This window comes from Staphylococcus sp. 8AQ (assembly GCF_902506595.1).
Classification (GTDB): Bacteria; Bacillota; Bacilli; order Staphylococcales; family Staphylococcaceae; genus Staphylococcus; species Staphylococcus pasteuri.
Genome location: NZ_LR733871.1, coordinates 809,823 through 825,619, shown reverse-complemented (window position 1 = coordinate 825,619; position 15,797 = coordinate 809,823). Strand labels below are relative to the sequence as shown.

19 protein-coding genes are annotated in these 15,797 nt (G+C 29.2%); 5 read left to right on the top strand and 14 right to left on the bottom strand.

Annotation, left to right across the window (positions count from 1 at the left end; all coding sequences use genetic code 11):
- Positions 1 to 8: 8 nt before the first annotated feature.
- Genes thrB through GVY01_RS04140 form a run of 3 tightly spaced genes read right to left on the bottom strand, consistent with a single transcriptional unit; the run spans position 9 to position 3,272 of the window.
- Positions 9 to 923: a homoserine kinase gene (thrB, locus tag GVY01_RS04150; RefSeq protein WP_017637350.1), complete on the bottom strand. Its 915-nt coding sequence runs from the start codon at positions 921 to 923 to the stop codon at positions 9 to 11.
- Position 924: 1 nt separating this feature from the next.
- Entirely contained in the window at positions 925 to 1,986 is a 1,062-nt protein-coding gene (thrC, locus tag GVY01_RS04145; protein ID WP_017637349.1) for a threonine synthase, read from the bottom strand.
- 5 nt (positions 1,987 to 1,991) lie between these two features.
- Complete coding sequence (locus GVY01_RS04140; RefSeq protein WP_017637348.1) at positions 1,992 to 3,272, bottom strand: homoserine dehydrogenase; 1,281 nt, start codon at positions 3,270 to 3,272, stop codon at positions 1,992 to 1,994.
- A gap of 188 nt (positions 3,273 to 3,460) precedes the next feature.
- Here GVY01_RS04140 and GVY01_RS04135 point away from each other — a divergent pair, with 188 nt between their 5' ends.
- Entirely contained in the window at positions 3,461 to 4,828 is a 1,368-nt protein-coding gene (locus tag GVY01_RS04135) for an aspartate kinase (RefSeq protein WP_017637347.1), read from the top strand.
- A 60-nt stretch (positions 4,829 to 4,888) separates the two neighbouring features.
- On the opposite strand, the gene GVY01_RS04130 is transcribed toward GVY01_RS04135, so the two are convergent.
- Complete coding sequence (locus GVY01_RS04130; RefSeq protein WP_029055411.1) at positions 4,889 to 5,482, bottom strand: hypothetical protein; 594 nt, start codon at positions 5,480 to 5,482, stop codon at positions 4,889 to 4,891.
- A gap of 395 nt (positions 5,483 to 5,877) precedes the next feature.
- Here GVY01_RS04130 and GVY01_RS04125 point away from each other — a divergent pair, with 395 nt between their 5' ends.
- Positions 5,878 to 6,738 carry a hypothetical protein gene (locus GVY01_RS04125; protein ID WP_037555472.1) on the top strand — a complete coding sequence of 287 codons (861 nt, stop codon included), beginning with the start codon at positions 5,878 to 5,880 and terminating at the stop codon, positions 6,736 to 6,738.
- Between the two features lie 74 nt (positions 6,739 to 6,812).
- Here the strand turns inward: GVY01_RS04125 and nucI are convergent, their stop codons facing one another.
- On the bottom strand, positions 6,813 to 7,343 hold the full coding sequence (gene nucI / locus GVY01_RS04120) for a thermonuclease NucI (RefSeq protein ID WP_017636439.1): 531 nt from the start codon (positions 7,341 to 7,343) through the stop codon (positions 6,813 to 6,815).
- A 133-nt stretch (positions 7,344 to 7,476) separates the two neighbouring features.
- Here nucI and GVY01_RS04115 point away from each other — a divergent pair, with 133 nt between their 5' ends.
- Positions 7,477 to 7,659 (top strand): hypothetical protein, encoded by a 183-nt coding sequence (locus GVY01_RS04115; protein ID WP_017636440.1) that lies wholly within the window; start codon positions 7,477 to 7,479, stop codon positions 7,657 to 7,659.
- 203 nt (positions 7,660 to 7,862) lie between these two features.
- A complete protein-coding gene (locus GVY01_RS04110) occupies positions 7,863 to 8,051 on the top strand; it encodes a hypothetical protein (protein ID WP_017636441.1) in 189 nt (62 codons plus the stop codon).
- On the opposite strand, the gene GVY01_RS04105 is transcribed toward GVY01_RS04110, so the two are convergent.
- The 6 genes from GVY01_RS04105 to GVY01_RS04080 form a co-directional block, all read right to left on the bottom strand.
- Positions 8,029 to 8,631, bottom strand: a complete 603-nt coding sequence (locus tag GVY01_RS04105) for a response regulator transcription factor (protein ID WP_017636442.1) — start codon at positions 8,629 to 8,631, stop codon at positions 8,029 to 8,031. The genes GVY01_RS04110 and GVY01_RS04105 overlap by 23 nt on opposite strands.
- Positions 8,628 to 9,728, bottom strand: coding sequence for a sensor histidine kinase (locus GVY01_RS04100; protein WP_108017028.1), 1,101 nt, complete (start codon positions 9,726 to 9,728; stop codon positions 8,628 to 8,630). The genes GVY01_RS04105 and GVY01_RS04100 overlap by 4 nt, the downstream gene beginning before the upstream one ends.
- A 1-nt stretch (position 9,729) precedes the next feature.
- Positions 9,730 to 10,461 (bottom strand): ABC transporter permease, encoded by a 732-nt coding sequence (locus GVY01_RS04095; RefSeq protein WP_017637903.1) that lies wholly within the window; start codon positions 10,459 to 10,461, stop codon positions 9,730 to 9,732.
- On the bottom strand, positions 10,461 to 11,324 hold the full coding sequence (locus GVY01_RS04090; protein ID WP_017637902.1) for an ABC transporter ATP-binding protein: 864 nt from the start codon (positions 11,322 to 11,324) through the stop codon (positions 10,461 to 10,463). Before GVY01_RS04090 ends, GVY01_RS04095 begins: the two co-directional genes overlap by 1 nt.
- A gap of 160 nt (positions 11,325 to 11,484) precedes the next feature.
- On the bottom strand, positions 11,485 to 12,966 hold the full coding sequence (gene cls, locus GVY01_RS04085) for a cardiolipin synthase (protein WP_017637901.1): 1,482 nt from the start codon (positions 12,964 to 12,966) through the stop codon (positions 11,485 to 11,487).
- Positions 12,967 to 12,996: 30 nt separating this feature from the next.
- A complete protein-coding gene (locus GVY01_RS04080) occupies positions 12,997 to 13,200 on the bottom strand; it encodes a hypothetical protein (protein WP_017637900.1) in 204 nt (67 codons plus the stop codon).
- A gap of 229 nt (positions 13,201 to 13,429) precedes the next feature.
- On the opposite strand from GVY01_RS04080, the gene GVY01_RS04075 reads away from it, so the two are divergent.
- Complete coding sequence (locus tag GVY01_RS04075; RefSeq protein WP_017637899.1) at positions 13,430 to 14,455, top strand: threonine aldolase family protein; 1,026 nt, start codon at positions 13,430 to 13,432, stop codon at positions 14,453 to 14,455.
- A gap of 367 nt (positions 14,456 to 14,822) precedes the next feature.
- Here the strand turns inward: GVY01_RS04075 and GVY01_RS04070 are convergent, their stop codons facing one another.
- From GVY01_RS04070 to GVY01_RS04060, 3 genes are all read right to left on the bottom strand, one after another.
- Entirely contained in the window at positions 14,823 to 15,020 is a 198-nt protein-coding gene (locus tag GVY01_RS04070; protein WP_017637898.1) for a hypothetical protein, read from the bottom strand.
- 176 nt (positions 15,021 to 15,196) lie between these two features.
- Complete coding sequence (locus GVY01_RS04065) at positions 15,197 to 15,448, bottom strand: hypothetical protein (RefSeq protein ID WP_029055417.1); 252 nt, start codon at positions 15,446 to 15,448, stop codon at positions 15,197 to 15,199.
- A gap of 54 nt (positions 15,449 to 15,502) precedes the next feature.
- Positions 15,503 to 15,751, bottom strand: a complete 249-nt coding sequence (locus GVY01_RS04060; protein WP_029055418.1) for a hypothetical protein — start codon at positions 15,749 to 15,751, stop codon at positions 15,503 to 15,505.
- Positions 15,752 to 15,797: the final 46 nt, after the last annotated feature.

The window sequence follows — 15,797 nt, the reverse complement described above, 5'->3', positions numbered from 1 at the left end:
AAACGAGCTTATTGGTACACTACTTCTTCAATTACACCAACCTCATTTATCGTTACTAACTCTGAAATACAATGCGACATTTCATTCTTTAACGTTCTTACTATTTCACCACTATGTTCCATAGGGCTCAAAGTTAGTACAGTCGGTCCAGCTCCACTAATTACGGTTGCATATGCATGGTGTGCTTTAGAAATATTTCTAATCTTTTCAAATTCTGGAATTAAATGCTGTCTATATGGTTCATGAAAACCATCTTGTTCCATCATTTTTCCAGCTAAATCATATTTGTGTTGTATCAACGCACAAATCATTGTATTACTTATCGCGCTATTTTTGACAGCATTAGCATGAGAAAATGTTTCTGGTAATGCTTTACGTGATTCTTCAGTTTTGAGTTCATAAGGAGGAATCGTTAATATAACATCTACCTTAGGTACATCTATTCGAGCAACATCTGTTACTTTTGATTCTGAGTTGTAATAACCAGATATTAAACCTCCATAAATTGTAGGTGCAACATTATCAGGATGACCTTCTATTTCAGTCGCTAATTGAAGTAATTCATATTGTGATAGTTGAATATTACCAAAATGATTAGCAATATATAGCGCACCTACTAATGCTGAAGCTGAAGAACCTAAACCTCTTGCTAAAGGTATATCACTTCTCATATCAATATTTAAAGCTGGCAATTCAACTTGATATTTTTTAGCAACTAATTGTGCAACTTTATAGATGTAATTTGAATTATCTTTAGGTAAAGTCTCTAATTCTTCATTAAAGTAGTTAAATTCCCATTGATCACCTTGAGTCTCTTTTATATCCATATACAGATACTTATCTAAAGCCATACCAATTGAGTCAAAACCAACGCCTAAATTTGCTGTTGAAGCGGGAATTTTCAACTTTAATATTGCTTCCATTTTAAAGTGCCCCTTTAATATATTTAATGATACTTTCTTTATCGTTTGGAAGTGGTTGAATAGGATTATCTAATAAAGAAATGGCAGTATCAGGATCTTTTAATCCATTTCCAGTTAGAACAGCGACTACTTTTTTACCTTTAGGCAACCGTCCAGCACGGTGAAGTTTAATAAGTCCTGCTATAGATGCATTACTTGCTGGTTCACTAAACACACCTTCTTTAGAAGTCATCATTTGATATGCCTCTAATATCTCTTCATCTGTAACACTGTCAATTAAACCTTGAGATTCTTGTAATGCATTAGTAGCTTTATCCCAACTAGCAGGGTTACCGATACGAATGGCAGTCGCTACTGTTTCTGGATTTTTAATCACTTTATTTTGAACAATTGGTGATGCACCTTCAGCTTGGAAACCAAATAATTGTGGAAGTTGACTGCCCTTTTTATCATGATATTCTTTGAAACCTTTCCAATAAGCTGTAATATTTCCTGCATTACCTACTGGAATGGCTAAAATATCTGGTGCTTGACCGTCTAATTGTTCTACTAATTCAAAGGCACCTGTTTTTTGACCTTCAATTCTGAATGGATTCACAGAATTAACTAGTTCAATATCTCCATTTTTAGCGATTTCTTTAACAATTTCTAAGGCTTCATCAAAGTTGCCTTCTATAGAAACAATTTCTGCACCATACATAACAGCTTGAGATAATTTCCCTAAAGCAATTTTACCTTCTGGAATTACAACAATTGCTTTTAAACCAGCTCTTGCTGCATAAGCCGCTGCAGATGCAGATGTATTACCTGTTGAAGCACAAATCACGATTTTTTTACCTTGTTCTTTGGCTTTAGTTACAGCCATTACCATTCCTCTATCTTTAAAAGAACCAGTAGGATTTGCACCTTCATATTTTACATATAATTCTATACCTAACATTTCAGACATGTTTTCACAATAAATTAAAGGTGTGTTTCCTTCGTTCAATGTTAAATGAGGTGTGTTTTCATTTACCGGTAAATACGTATCGAATTCTTTAACTAATCCTTGCCATCTTTTCATAAAAATTAAACCCCTTCTACAGGATAAATTTTACTTACTTCAAATCCTGCGTCATTTAATAGTTGTTCTGGTGATTGATCTAACCCTATAATAACCGTTGCAAATGTATCTCCGTCTCTTTTAGTTATTTTCAATGATTTATGGAACGGTAAATGTGCTTTGAGCTCATTTTCTAACTTTTCTTCAGAATTGTGTTGTGCTTTAAGAACAACATAGAAGTTAAGTTTTTCTTGTTTTAACACTGCTTTATCATTATCCATCATTTCTCTAGTTTCTTCTGTTTTCAATTCAAAATGAGGCGGTAGTGTATGTAAATTCGACTCAAAGAATAATGCTACATTTAGTAAATCACTAACAACTGCGCTACCTGTAGCTAAACTTCCTGCACCTTTACCATAAAACATTGTGTCCCCTACAGCATCACCGATAACGTATATTGCATTATATTCATTTTCAACTGCAGCAAGTTGATGATTTTCATCGATTAACGTCGGTTCGACTGATGCATTAACCTTTCCATTACTATATGTACCTTTACCAATTAATTTGATTTTATATCCTAAAGATTTAGCTGCATTAATATCAGATAATGTTGTTTCTCTAATACCTTTTAATTTAACCTCATTTAACTTAATTACCTGATTAAATGATAAATAAGATGTAATAACAACTTTTCTAGCGGCATCAATACCATCAACGTCATCAGTAGGATCCGCTTCTGCAAAACCGAGACGCTTTGCTTCTTCAAGAGCATCTTCAAATGATGTTTGGTCTTGAGTCATTTTTGAAAGAATGAAATTTGATGTTCCATTCAGAATACCCATAAATTTTGAAATGTTATTAGCATTTAATCCATTATTGATTGCATTCACAATCGGAATTCCACCTGCTACACTTGCTTCGAATTTTAATGCAACGCCATTAGTTTCGGCTAAATCTTCCAACAATTTTAAATGTACAGCCAATAAATCTTTATTTGCCGTAATAACATGCCTTTTATTTTTCAATGCAGTACGAAGCCAATCAACTGTTGGTTCGATACCACCCATTACTTCAACGACAATATCAATAGAATCATCTTCTAAAATTTCATTAACATCGTCAGTTAAGTGATATTGGCTAATATTTAGCGGTCGCTTTTTTGACTTATCCCTAACAAGTATATGTTTGATAACAATATCTTTATTAAGTGTATCCTTAATTTGTTGCCTATTCTCTTCGATAATTTTAACAACACCTGATCCGACCGTACCTAAACCAAGTAATGCTATATTTAATTCTTTCATTTAGCTGTACCTCCTTGTTCACTTGAGAAAAACAAATGTATCTTTGAAAAATACTATATGATGGTATAGTATAGAATTATTCTTAATTTTTGTAAAGTTCGCAATAATAGAAATATAATTTTATATTACCATTCTCTAGACAAAAACTGAATGAAATTTTCTGATTTTTTAGAAAGGTTGTTTTATTTATGAAAGTAGCTAAATTTGGAGGCAGTTCTGTTTCCAACGCCAAACAAATTAAAAAAGTATTAAAGATAGTTAATGAAGATCCAGAAAGAAAAATTATTATCGTTTCTGCACCAGGTAAAAGATCAAAAAACGATATTAAAACGACAGATTTATTAATTCGCTTGTATGAAAAAGCGATAAATAACATTGATTATCAACATAAAAAACAAGAAATTATTCAAAGATACGCTGATATCGTTGATGAGCTCGATATGGATCGTGATATTCTCGATACAATCGATCATACTCTTGAACATTATATTCATGAACTTAAAGATAAACCCTCTCGACTATACGATGCGATTGTGTCATGTGGTGAAGACTTTAACGCTCAACTCATTGCCACATATAATAATAGTCAAGGTATCCCAACAAGGTATATTTCACCTAAAGAAGCAGGTATTTGGGTAACAGATTTACCAAAACAAGCTCAAATATTGGATTCTTCATATGAACAGATTTATAAATTAAATGACTATAAGGAAAAATTAATTATTCCTGGCTTCTTTGGCGTTTCAAAACATAATTTTATAGTTACTTTCCCAAGAGGTGGTTCAGACATAACCGGCGCTATTATTGCACGTGGTGTTAGAGCCTCACTTTATGAGAACTTTACTGATGTTTCTGGTATTTATAAAGCTAACCCAAATATCATCAAAGATCCTGAAATTATTGAAGAAATTACTTATAGAGAAATGCGTGAGTTATCTTATGCTGGTTTCAGTGTATTTCATGATGAAGCGCTTCAACCATTACATAAAGATCGTATTCCTGTAGTTATAAAAAATACTAATCGACCAGAAGATAAAGGGACATATATATTACATGACCGAGAAATTAATTCTAAAAATGTCATTAGTGGTATTAGTTGTGATAAGGACTTTACAGTAATCAATATCAAAAAATATTTAATGAATAGACAAGTAGGTTTTACTAGAAAGGTTCTAGGTGTATTTGAAGATTACAATATTTCATTCGATCATATGCCTTCTGGAATTGATAATATCAGTATAGTTATGCGTTCCAATCAAATTAAAAATATTGAAAGTCGGGTATTAAACGATATTCAAAAACATTGTGATGTCGATGAATTAAGTATCGACCATGATCTAGCTATCCTTATGATTGTTGGAGAGGGTATGAACAGAGTTGTAGGTACAGCTAGCAAGATTACACATGCTCTAGCTGAATCTAATATTAATTTAAAAATGATAAACCAAGGTGCTTCAGAAATATCTATGATGTTTGGAATTAAAGTGGAAGATGCAGAAAAAGCGGTTAGATCAACTTATGAATTCTGTTACCATGGCGTGTGTATTAAAGAATAGCTAAAAATAAAGCAACTTTCTATTATGGAATGGATAAGATTCCAAATAGAAAGTTGCTTTTTATGATTCTAATATCTTTTTATTATTAATAATTGCCTCTTTTATCCTTTTCTCGCCTACTACAAGTTTGAGAATAAAGAATTGGTAATAACTTAATGAATCAATCACTCGTTTATAGTTTGAAAATTGATGGTAATTTTGATTGTCTAATAAATCATACATTAGAACAATTTCGGGTTTAATATAATCCACACCATTATTTAATGAGTGGAAATATATATTATCCTTTGGTAAACGAATTTTATTATCTAATCTAAATACCCATTCATCATTTACAACATCATAAACAAAAATTTCCATGATATGTTGTTGGTCATCATATACATTTACATGGGTAATATCCTTTAAAGCTATGTTACGATTTTTAAAACATTCCCCTGCTTTATTATATAAACAAACTGTGAATGTCTTAGGAATTGCTTTTACAATTTCTATTAATTTTTTACGTTCTACACAAATATCTACTTTTGAAGGTAGTTCAAAATCATCACTTAAAAACAATTGCATGGCAACTACACCATGAAATTTGAATGATTGAGATGAAGTTTGAATTAATTCTTCAACTAATGTTTTAGTGTTTAAATGTTCTTCCATGTATAAGCACACCACCTTCTTAGTAAACGCTTTCATAAGATTGATTATACCTATATACTTAAAATTTTTCAATTGGTTATTTGTGAACAATTAGTAAAATCTATATTTAATGTTATAAAATTTTATTATATCCACAGTTTTAATTGAGTGTCGTAAAATATTACACCCATCATATTAAATTATAGGAAGTTTTAGATTAAAAGTTCATACAATATTCTTAATTTCACCTGCTATAGATTGAACATCATTAACCGGAAGTTTATAATTTATATTGTGTTATCAAGTGTGTAATTACGATAATATTTATGTTTGCGTTACTTTAAAATTAAATATATTTATCGTAATCATTCATTTGTATTTTTTATTTAAAAATTAAAGAGATTCGGGTGAAAATTATGTCAACATTATCGATAATTCTAATAATTATCATCATTGTTTTGATTATTGTATTTTTCTTGAATCAACAGTATTTAAAAAGTAGAGTTGAAACAGAAGAATACGCTAAAAATCAAATCGTTGCAAAAAATTCAGCTTTAAGTGAAGAAAATCTTTCTTTAAAAAATCAAATGCTTAGTACTAACAAAGACATTAGTCCTCACGCTTTAAAAAATGCTAAACGTGATTTAAGAGGTATTTTGGACAAATTTATCGAGGATGATCAACTAAAATTCTATAACATCATTACTACAAGTAATTTGGCAACAAAACATCCTTTATTTGAATATGTGAGATCTTTCGATTTCATTATTGTAACAGACGTTGGTTTAATCAATGTCGATGTTAAACATTGGAACCAAAAAACGTTCTATCATTTCGATGTTCCAGATAAACATATCGATAAGGATCAACAACCTTTAGATAGAGACAAAATAGTAGGTCATTACATTAGTGAACAATATCATGAACAATTTAATACAACTCGTGAAGGCGTATATACATTTATCGAAACCCTTCAAGATAACCGTGTTATTTTTGAATTTTATGATTATGATCCATATCAACAAGCTGCTAATAACGCTAAAGCGCTTAAAGACCAAATTGAAGGACAATTTAACTTTAAGATTCAAAGTATTGGTGTCATCTACTTTAACGATGGATCAGTAAATATTATCGAAGGTTCTGGAGAAAGCGATAAATACGTAGACACTGTATCAACAAAATCTTCTTTAGAAAAAGTAATCAAAGATGCAGTTCATTTATCAAAACATCCATTGACCGAAGATCAAGTGAATCAAATTACCGAACAATTCAATTAAAGTGGACATACCAAAAGACCAGTTCAAAACATTTAATCATTTTGAACTGGTCTTTTATTTATTATTTTATCTATTTAACTCCAAAGATTAACTTTCTTTTTCTTAGCTTCATTTTGAGCTTTAATAAACATATCTCTATACTTACCATTCGGTGCAAAGTATTTCTCTCTTGCTAATCCTTTATCAACTAACTCCTTGTTAAACATATGGTCTTTATCTAACCATACGTATGCTAAGGTTCTACCGTATCTATCATTCTTTTCTTTATCATATTCTAGATATACATCTTTATCAGATAATGTTTTCTTACTATAATTAGACGCTTCTTTTCCATAAGGTTGAACTGGCGTATTAGGTTTGACAGTTTCAGGTGTATCTACACCGATTAATCTCACTTTAATACTTTTATTACCTTGTTTGGCGACAAAGGTATCTCCGTCAACGACTCTTTCTACATGAACTTTTTCTTTTCCTTTTAAATCCGTACTAGAAACTTCAGATTGATTACCACTAAATGGTCCTGAATGATTAATATATTGAAACAATAATACAAAGATAGCTATAATTACCAACGCGAGTGTTGATAGAGATTTTTTTGATTTCATTGATGTCACCCATTCTTACTTTTTTATCCTGACTAATCATAATGAAAAATAAACATAGCGTCAATATTAATTATGAATTTTTAATTAATGATTACCGTGATATAATACTGTATGTTAGGAGTGAATAACCCGTATGTCTAGTGAAAATAGAGTTACACTTATAGCTGTTATTGTAGCAGTGATTGTAGGTATTGTGATGCAAGTTGCATTTAAATTTCCAACTATTGTATCTGCAGTAGTTTCAATCTTTTTAGGTATCTTTGTAGGGTTTATTGTTTATTTAATAACTAATTTTATGAACAAAAGAAAAAGATAACCTAATAGTAATGAAAGAACCTTATAACACACGTATTTTAAAGCAGACAATTGATGTTTAATTCAATTGTCTGTTTTTAATTTATTTAACTGTACAAATTTAATATTTAAATAAAGAATTAGTGAATAATTTTAAATTTTAGTGGTATATATACATTAATAAACCGCTTAATTCCAATTCTTAAGACTTTAAAAGGAGGAAAAATGGAAATTATTGATTGTATCATTGATAGCCACCAAGTAACCTATCGCGTTAAAACTGCTCAAAACCACACCTTTGAACATACTTTAAGTATAGAAACACCTACTTACAGAGCCATTGAAATATTAAAATTGCTATCTACACACGTAGATAAGAAAAATGGATCATCTAAAGCCATCCTTTACTCGTAGCAATTTTCCATGCATCAAATCTATTTTCTGCAGAAAGTTTATCAATAATTATAGAAGTATAATTCCTAATAGTTCCATTAGATAAATAGAGTTTATTGGCAATATCTTTACTACTTAGCCCGTTCCCTATTTCTCTTAAAACCACTTGTTCTTTATGAGTTAATGGATTAGTAGAAGTAATTAATGACGTCATTAAACTTGAGCTATATATTTTCTCTCCATTAACTACTTTATGTGCTGTTTCCATTAATTCATCAATAGAACGCTCTTTTAAAACGTAAGCATCAACATCATTAGCGACAGCTTTTTCAAAATATCCTGGTCTTTTAAATGTTGTGACTATAATGATTTTGGTTTTAAATTTTAAATTTTTAACTTCAGATAATACTTCAATTCCTGTCATACCAGGCATTTCAATATCTAAAATTGCAACATCAGGTTCATATAGTTTAATTAAATCTAAGGCATCTTTTCCATTACCTACATCACCTAGTATATTTACATCGTCATTTAATTCTATTAGTTGTACCATTGCTTTTCTAAGCATTTGTTGGTCTTCTGCAATAATTATTGAAATCATTCAATTTCACCTCGAGGTACATAAATTTCTAGTTCAGTTCCCTTTTTATTATAAACATTTAGTTTGCCATTTAAATACGCTACCCTACTTTTAATACTATGCAATTGATCGATATCAACATCTTTAATACCAATACCATTGTCATGAATAGATAAAATTATACCTCCATCATGATTTCTCAAGTTAATATTCACTTCAGATGCCTTAGAATATTTAATTACATTATTAATTGCTTCTTTTAAGACCATAGATAGCAAAGATTGCTTAGGCAAATTTAAAGATTCTGCTAATTGTATATTAGAAAAGCTGAAGTGTATTTCTGTATCTTTTAATATTGAAGAAACATTATTTACTTCTTCTTGAAATGATAATGTTTGAAGATTTTCAATAATATTTCTAACTTTCTTTAAAGTATCTTGTGACAATTCATTAATTGATTCAATTTCTTTTTTGGCTGTCTCGGGTTGTTGATCTATAAGTTTTAATGCTAATTCAGATTTTAATGTTAAACTTGCAAATACATGACCTAAAGTATCATGTAAATCTTGACCGATGCGTGACCGTTCTTGTTCAGCAATTAATATGTTAATATATTTATTTTGTTCAGTAAGCTTTTCTCTCAACTTACGTTCTTCTAATGAATAAATATTACCTACGCACATAAGTAATATCACTACAAAATATATTATTAACGGGGTTACTGCGTCTCTGTCTATTACTAATGTTAGGATAATTGTAATCATCATAGATACCACAAAGGTCATAAAGAATTTTGATTTAAACCCTTTACCTAACATGAATGGAATTGCGAATGCACTAAAAAAATAAAATAAAGAATTCATTGGTTGGTTACAAAACACAAAATAATCAATCAAAATATAATGCACAATGAAAAGTGCATATAACATTTCTTCATTTAAGCGATTGTAATAAAATATAATACATACATAATCAATAACAAAAATGATGACAACAAGTATATATTCCAAAAATGGACGATCAATATTGTAATTGAAAATATTAATAATAGGAAATACTAAATAAATAAGTGGTGCTATTCGACTACCTATTTTTACCCAAATTGATGAATTTGTCATGTTATTCAACATCTTTCTTTTTATTAATCTGTAAAGCTATAAGCAAAAATATCATACTGTAAATGACCATAATAATTAAAGAACCATAATCCAATCCCTGCCCCTTACTTAAACTATAAGCTATATTTTTCAGGTGATATGTAGGTGTTAATTTAGAAATTTTTTGTAACCAATCAGGAAATGTATGAGTAGGAAACCATAATCCACCTAATATTGCTAATCCTAAATTAATTAAATTGGCAATACTACTAGCTTTTTGAGCATCATTAGATTGCGCTATGACAAGCCCCAATGTTAAAAACAGACTTGCTCCAAGCCATAATATGAACGCAGATGTAATCCACTCTGTAAAATGCATGTTCACTGTATTATAAAAATGTGCAACTGTAAATATAATAATAATTGATAATAAAAATTGTATTATTGTTCGTGCTAATTTAACTAAATAATAATTTAATGGATTTAGAGGCGTCGTCATGAGATGTTTAAACCAGCCATTGTTTCTCTCCTCAATCATATCTATTGGAAATGAAATTAAACAAAAATTCATACAACTAAATACTACCATACTGTACATATATTCTTTATAAAATACTTCTTTTGCATGTTCTGGTAAATCTAAAATTGAAGTAAATAGTAAATAAAAAAATAAAGGTAACAATATCGATACCATTAAATATAATTTTTTTCTAAGTAAAATTATGATTTCGGTTTTAAAATAAGTAAGTAACATTAGTATACCCCCTCATTGTCTTCTGAATTTGAAAATAAAATTTCTAATAAGGATACTTTATGTATCTCAACTTCATTTAAATCAAGTCCTCTTTTTACTAATTTCATGATGGTATCATTAACATGTTCAGTTTTAATCACAAATTTATGTTCTAATTTAGTACAGTTATCTAAATCTGACACGATGTTTTTATATTTTGTCGGTATCAATATACTAGAACTTTTCTCTGTTGATTTAATGTTATTTAAATCGCCAGTCATTCTAATAGACCCATCATCTAAAATTGCAATATTGTCAGCCATTCTTTCAACTTCTTCAATATAATGTGTAGTATATAAAATAGTTAAACCTTTATGCTTAAAATTAGTTATGATTCTCCAAAAGTGTTCTCTAGTTTCAATATCCATGGCAGATGTCGGTTCATCTAAAATTAAAAACTTAGGTTTTCCTATTACTGTTAAAGCAAAATCCAATATTCTTTGCTGTCCACCTGATAGCTTAGATGCATATTGGTTTAATTGATTTTCTTGAAAATTAGTTACATTCATAAATTCTTCTTTAGTTAAATGATCATCATATATAGCACAATATAAATCAAACAACTCTTTTACTTTAATCATTTTAGGAAATTGAGATTTTTGAAATAATACGGCCATGTCTTTTTTATTTATTAAATTATAATGATCTATGATTTCACCAGACTTGTAATTTTTATTACCAATAATAATATCTATTAATGTTGATTTTCCAGCTCCATTTTTACCTATAAGTGCGGTACATTTTGCTTCTTCAATTGTTAAACTGACATCATTAAGTGCCATTGTCTCATGGAAGTACTTTACAATATGTTCAGCTTCAATCATTGTTTTCACCTCTCTCAATTAATAAATTAAGATTAACAATTAAATAATTATATAAATAGTGGTTAATGTCACTACTTTATATGACATTTGTCATCAAGTTTACATAATATTAATACCGTAAAATAAAAAAATCTGCCACTTTATGTGACAGATTCTAAGGTTATAATATTGGTGAAATTAATTTCGCCAAATCTTCTTTAATCTTAATTTTTAGAGAACGATTTTTATATCCTTCTAGTGTAAGTTCATTTGACTTTTTAATGTCTTCTTTATATGCATGCTTGATCTTTTTAGCCATTTTTTCATCATAAACAAATGCATTAACTTCAAAGTTAAGTTCGAAACTTCTATAGTCCATATTAGCAGACCCTACAGAAACAACTTCATCATCAATTAAACATACTTTAGAATGTAAGAATCCATTTTCGTAAGTGTAGATATGTACTCCACTTTCTAATAACTGTGCTGCATTAGCAAATGTAGCCCAGTATACGAATGGATGGTCAGGCTTACTAGGAATCATCATATGTACTTCGATACCAGTAGCTGCAGCCATTTTGATGGCATTAATATAAGAATTATCTGGTATAAAATAAGGTGTTTGAATATAAATAGATTTCTTAGCACTCATAATCATTTTAGTATAACCAAATTCAATTTGATGCCAATCTTCCGCTGGACTACTTGCCACAATTTGCATTGGTACATGTCCATCTTGTACTTGTTTCTTCGGAAAATACTTATCATTATATTCAAATTGAGGTCTATGTGCTTGAGAATTCCAATCCATCATAAATCGTGTTTGCAATCCATCTACAGCATTCCCTTTAATTCTAAAATGAGTATCTCTCCAGTAACCTAATTTACCTAAACCTAAATAGTCATCACCTACATTAAACCCACCAATATAACCAACTTGGCCATCGATAACAACAATTTTACGGTGATTACGGTTATTCATTCTAAAGTTAATGATAGGTAATTTAGAGGCAAAGAATGCTTCCACTTCTCCACCTAGCTCATTGAAATGTTTAAAATTAGCTCTACTTATTTTTTTAGATCCAACATCATCATATAGTAGCTTAACTTCTAATCCTTCTTTAAGTTTTTCTTCCAAGGCTTTGATAATACGTTGACCTAAACCATCTAACTCAAATCCAAAATATTCTAAATGTATGTAATCTTTCGCATTGCGAATATCTTCAATCATTTGATCATAAAGTTCATGTCCATCAGTAAATAAATCTAGATGGTTATTTTCAGTAATAAAACCATCTTGGTTCATTAATAACATTCGAACTAAATCATGATGTTTCTTTACTAATTGATTGTCGGTATCATAAGTTTTTTCATCAAATTCTTTGATTTGTTTGTCTATGAGCTCATTAAATGCATCTAATTCATTACCATTATTTTTATCTAATTTTCTTTTAGACACTGTGCGTCCGAAGAATAAATATAGAATAAAACCAATTAATGGTAATACAAATAATACAAATAGCCATGCCCAAGTTGAACTAGCACTACGACGATTTCTTTCTAAAAATATAATTATAAACGCTAAAATAATATTAATTACAAAACCTATAACTAATAATATTGTAAATAGCATACCCAAATCATGAGAAAACCTTAGTTCCATAAACATAATCTCCTAACAACATTTTATCTTTTAATTTTTATCATTTTTAACTAAAGTCACAACCGCATTAAAATCTTCTTCAATATTTGGAAATCTGTGTTCTTCAGTCTCTTTAATCGTAATATTTAATAACTTATAACTTGCACCTTCATCTGATTGTAAATATTGATTCACACTATTTTCTAATTTATCTAAGCTACTTTCTATAAAAGTTTTAAATTTAATTTGTTCCATATTCAATTCCCCTTTTCACTTTGATGATTAAATGATAAGTCTTTTTCATTAATAATTCAATTAATATTGAAGTTTAACCAGGTCAATACGATTCGCATTAAAATTATATTGTTCGGAATATATTTGAAATAAATTTAAAATAAGATATAATATATTCATTCGTGTAAGTAATAAGAAAAATATCGCTTATTTGAAAAAGTATTTCACTGATTTATTGGAGGGAAAGTAAATGCTATCTTTTGAAAATGATTATTTAGAAGGTGCACATGAAAAAGTATTAAATCGTTTAGTAGAAACAAATAGAGTCCAAGCAGCAGGATATGGATTCGATCATTTTACAGAACAAGCAATCCAACAAATTAAAAATAGAATCAATTGTCCTGAAGCAACTGTTCGATTTCTTGTCGGTGGGACACAAACAAATCAAGTTGTCATTAATTCAGTACTAGAAAGTTATGAAGGTGTAATTTCAGCGGACACAGGACATGTTGCTGTACATGAAGGTGGCGCTATCGAATATAGTGGGCATAAAGTTTTAGCTATACCTTCGTCTGAAGGAAAAATAACTGCAAAAGGTGTTGAGGACTATTTAGACACTTTCAATAGTGATTTCAAACGTGATCACATGGTATTTCCAGGAATGGTCTATATTTCACATCCAACCGAGTATGGTACTTTATATACAAAACCAGAATTAGAATCTTTATCTAAAGTATGTCAAAAACACAATCTCCCTCTATTTATGGATGGCGCAAGATTAGGATATGGATTAATGAGCGATCAATCAGACTTAACTATTGAAGACGTAGCTAAGTATTGCGATATATTTTATATTGGTGGTACAAAAATTGGTGCACTTTGCGGAGAAGCAATAGTATTTACAAAACAAAATGAACCAAAACAATTTACAACACGTATTAAGCATCACGGTGCTTTATTAGCTAAAGGAAGATTAACAGGAATTCAATTTCTTGAGTTATTTAATGATGATTTGTATTTCAAAATTAGCCGTCATGCAATTGAAATGGCAAATAAAATGAAAGCCGGATTCCTAGAAAAAGGTTATCAATTATATTTTGATTCACCTACAAATCAACAATTCTTTATATTAAGTAATGAGAAAATTTCAGAACTAGAGCAAAAAGTGAAATTCGCAATTTGGGAAAAATACGATGATCAACATCGAGTTGTAAGATTTGCGACAAGCTGGGCAACAACTGAAGAAAATGTAGATCAATTGTTAGCGTTGATATAGTAGATACATATAGGTATTAAAGAGGGCATCATTCTATTGTGGAGTGATGCTTTTTTATTTGAATTAATGGTTAGGAAGTTTAGTAAGTATATATGTTTGAGAAAGTTGATATCTATTTTGTATTTTATTGTCATCAGTATGTTTTGGGTAATAAAAAATAACCTTTACATTGGAAAGTTAAAAGAATATATAAATAGCATCACTTTCTCTTTATCTATGCTGAAAGGATGCTACTAATCTTTTGATTTTTTGTTTTTCTAATTCTATCGCTTTCTTATATTCTTTTTCCAATAATTCTTGCGACTATTTATTGGTTATTTCACCATCTAACTGTGCAAAATGCATAATAACCACTTCCTAATAAAATTTACTTTTCTATAATTTCAATTTGTTTTATATCGGATTCATCAATAGAGTATGTACACAAATCTGTCTTAAGATCCATATCATAATTGCCAGTGTCTGTTTCTAATGGGTTTTCATAATCAATTACTCTACCTTTTAATTCATCTCCATTTGTTAAAATTACCTTTACATTATGACCATAAGCATCTCTTATATGCAATATTCTCACCTACATTTTTATAAGAATATAAATCATATCTTAATTCTGATTGTTGTTACTATTCATTTTCTTCATTTAATTTTTTCAAATCCTCTTGCAAGTCTTCTATTAAATCCTCTATAGGTATATTACCATCTAATTGTAGTATTACCATTTATATCACCCACATATATATTTTAATACCAAGCAACAGTATATTTTTCTGGAAAATAACCATTCATATTAAATTTTTTAATAGCATGATACACATGATTTCTATATATCAAAATATCATTATCTATTTCTAATTTCGACAAAGTATAACTATCAACTCTATTATTATTTTTATTTACTATTACTTGGCCATATCCATTGCTTATTTTATTTTCAGGCAAATATTTATATTCAATTTGATTGTCACTTTCTTTGACTTTGTATAATTCTACCATAATTTTTACTCCTTTAAATAATTAAAAAATAAGCTAAATCACTGTATAAGTGTTTTATCCCCATGCTACAAGTTCAGAATCAGGAAATAATCGCTTATTAGTATTCGTGTGTATTCTATCAATTGCATGTATGAAATAATTATCTATTGTATTATTCTCAATACCAGATTTTTTGGCATTGAGAATTTGAAGACTATCTATATCCATTTGAATAACACCAGGTTTAATATTTTCATCATCATTTGGATAATATTTATATGTAACACTTTTATCATTTATTTCTTTAATTTTTAAAGTTAGCAATCACTTTCACCTCTGATCAACAAAACTAATAACATTACCTATTAAC

What these genes read in the sequence shown, in the direction of transcription:
- GVY01_RS04090 (WP_017637902.1), bottom strand. Translation starts at nt 11,324, where the DNA reads ATGATTGAAGCTGAACATATTGTAAAGTACTTCCATGAGACAATGGCA.
- GVY01_RS04125 (WP_037555472.1), top strand. Translation starts at nt 5,878, where the DNA reads ATGTCAACATTATCGATAATTCTAATAATTATCATCATTGTTTTGATT.
- GVY01_RS04065 (WP_029055417.1), bottom strand. Translation starts at nt 15,448, where the DNA reads ATGGTAGAATTATACAAAGTCAAAGAAAGTGACAATCAAATTGAATAT.
- GVY01_RS04075 (WP_017637899.1), top strand. Translation starts at nt 13,430, where the DNA reads ATGCTATCTTTTGAAAATGATTATTTAGAAGGTGCACATGAAAAAGTA.
- GVY01_RS04080 (WP_017637900.1), bottom strand. Translation starts at nt 13,200, where the DNA reads ATGGAACAAATTAAATTTAAAACTTTTATAGAAAGTAGCTTAGATAAA.
- cls (WP_017637901.1), bottom strand. Translation starts at nt 12,966, where the DNA reads ATGGAACTAAGGTTTTCTCATGATTTGGGTATGCTATTTACAATATTA.
- GVY01_RS04140 (WP_017637348.1), bottom strand. Translation starts at nt 3,272, where the DNA reads ATGAAAGAATTAAATATAGCATTACTTGGTTTAGGTACGGTCGGATCA.
- GVY01_RS04135 (WP_017637347.1), top strand. Translation starts at nt 3,461, where the DNA reads ATGAAAGTAGCTAAATTTGGAGGCAGTTCTGTTTCCAACGCCAAACAA.
- GVY01_RS04100 (WP_108017028.1), bottom strand. Translation starts at nt 9,728, where the DNA reads ATGACAAATTCATCAATTTGGGTAAAAATAGGTAGTCGAATAGCACCA.
- GVY01_RS04130 (WP_029055411.1), bottom strand. Translation starts at nt 5,482, where the DNA reads ATGGAAGAACATTTAAACACTAAAACATTAGTTGAAGAATTAATTCAA.
- GVY01_RS04115 (WP_017636440.1), top strand. Translation starts at nt 7,477, where the DNA reads ATGTCTAGTGAAAATAGAGTTACACTTATAGCTGTTATTGTAGCAGTG.
- thrC (WP_017637349.1), bottom strand. Translation starts at nt 1,986, where the DNA reads ATGAAAAGATGGCAAGGATTAGTTAAAGAATTCGATACGTATTTACCG.
- GVY01_RS04105 (WP_017636442.1), bottom strand. Translation starts at nt 8,631, where the DNA reads ATGATTTCAATAATTATTGCAGAAGACCAACAAATGCTTAGAAAAGCA.
- nucI (WP_017636439.1), bottom strand. Translation starts at nt 7,343, where the DNA reads ATGAAATCAAAAAAATCTCTATCAACACTCGCGTTGGTAATTATAGCT.
- thrB (WP_017637350.1), bottom strand. Translation starts at nt 923, where the DNA reads ATGGAAGCAATATTAAAGTTGAAAATTCCCGCTTCAACAGCAAATTTA.
- GVY01_RS04110 (WP_017636441.1), top strand. Translation starts at nt 7,863, where the DNA reads ATGGAAATTATTGATTGTATCATTGATAGCCACCAAGTAACCTATCGC.
- GVY01_RS04095 (WP_017637903.1), bottom strand. Translation starts at nt 10,461, where the DNA reads ATGTTACTTACTTATTTTAAAACCGAAATCATAATTTTACTTAGAAAA.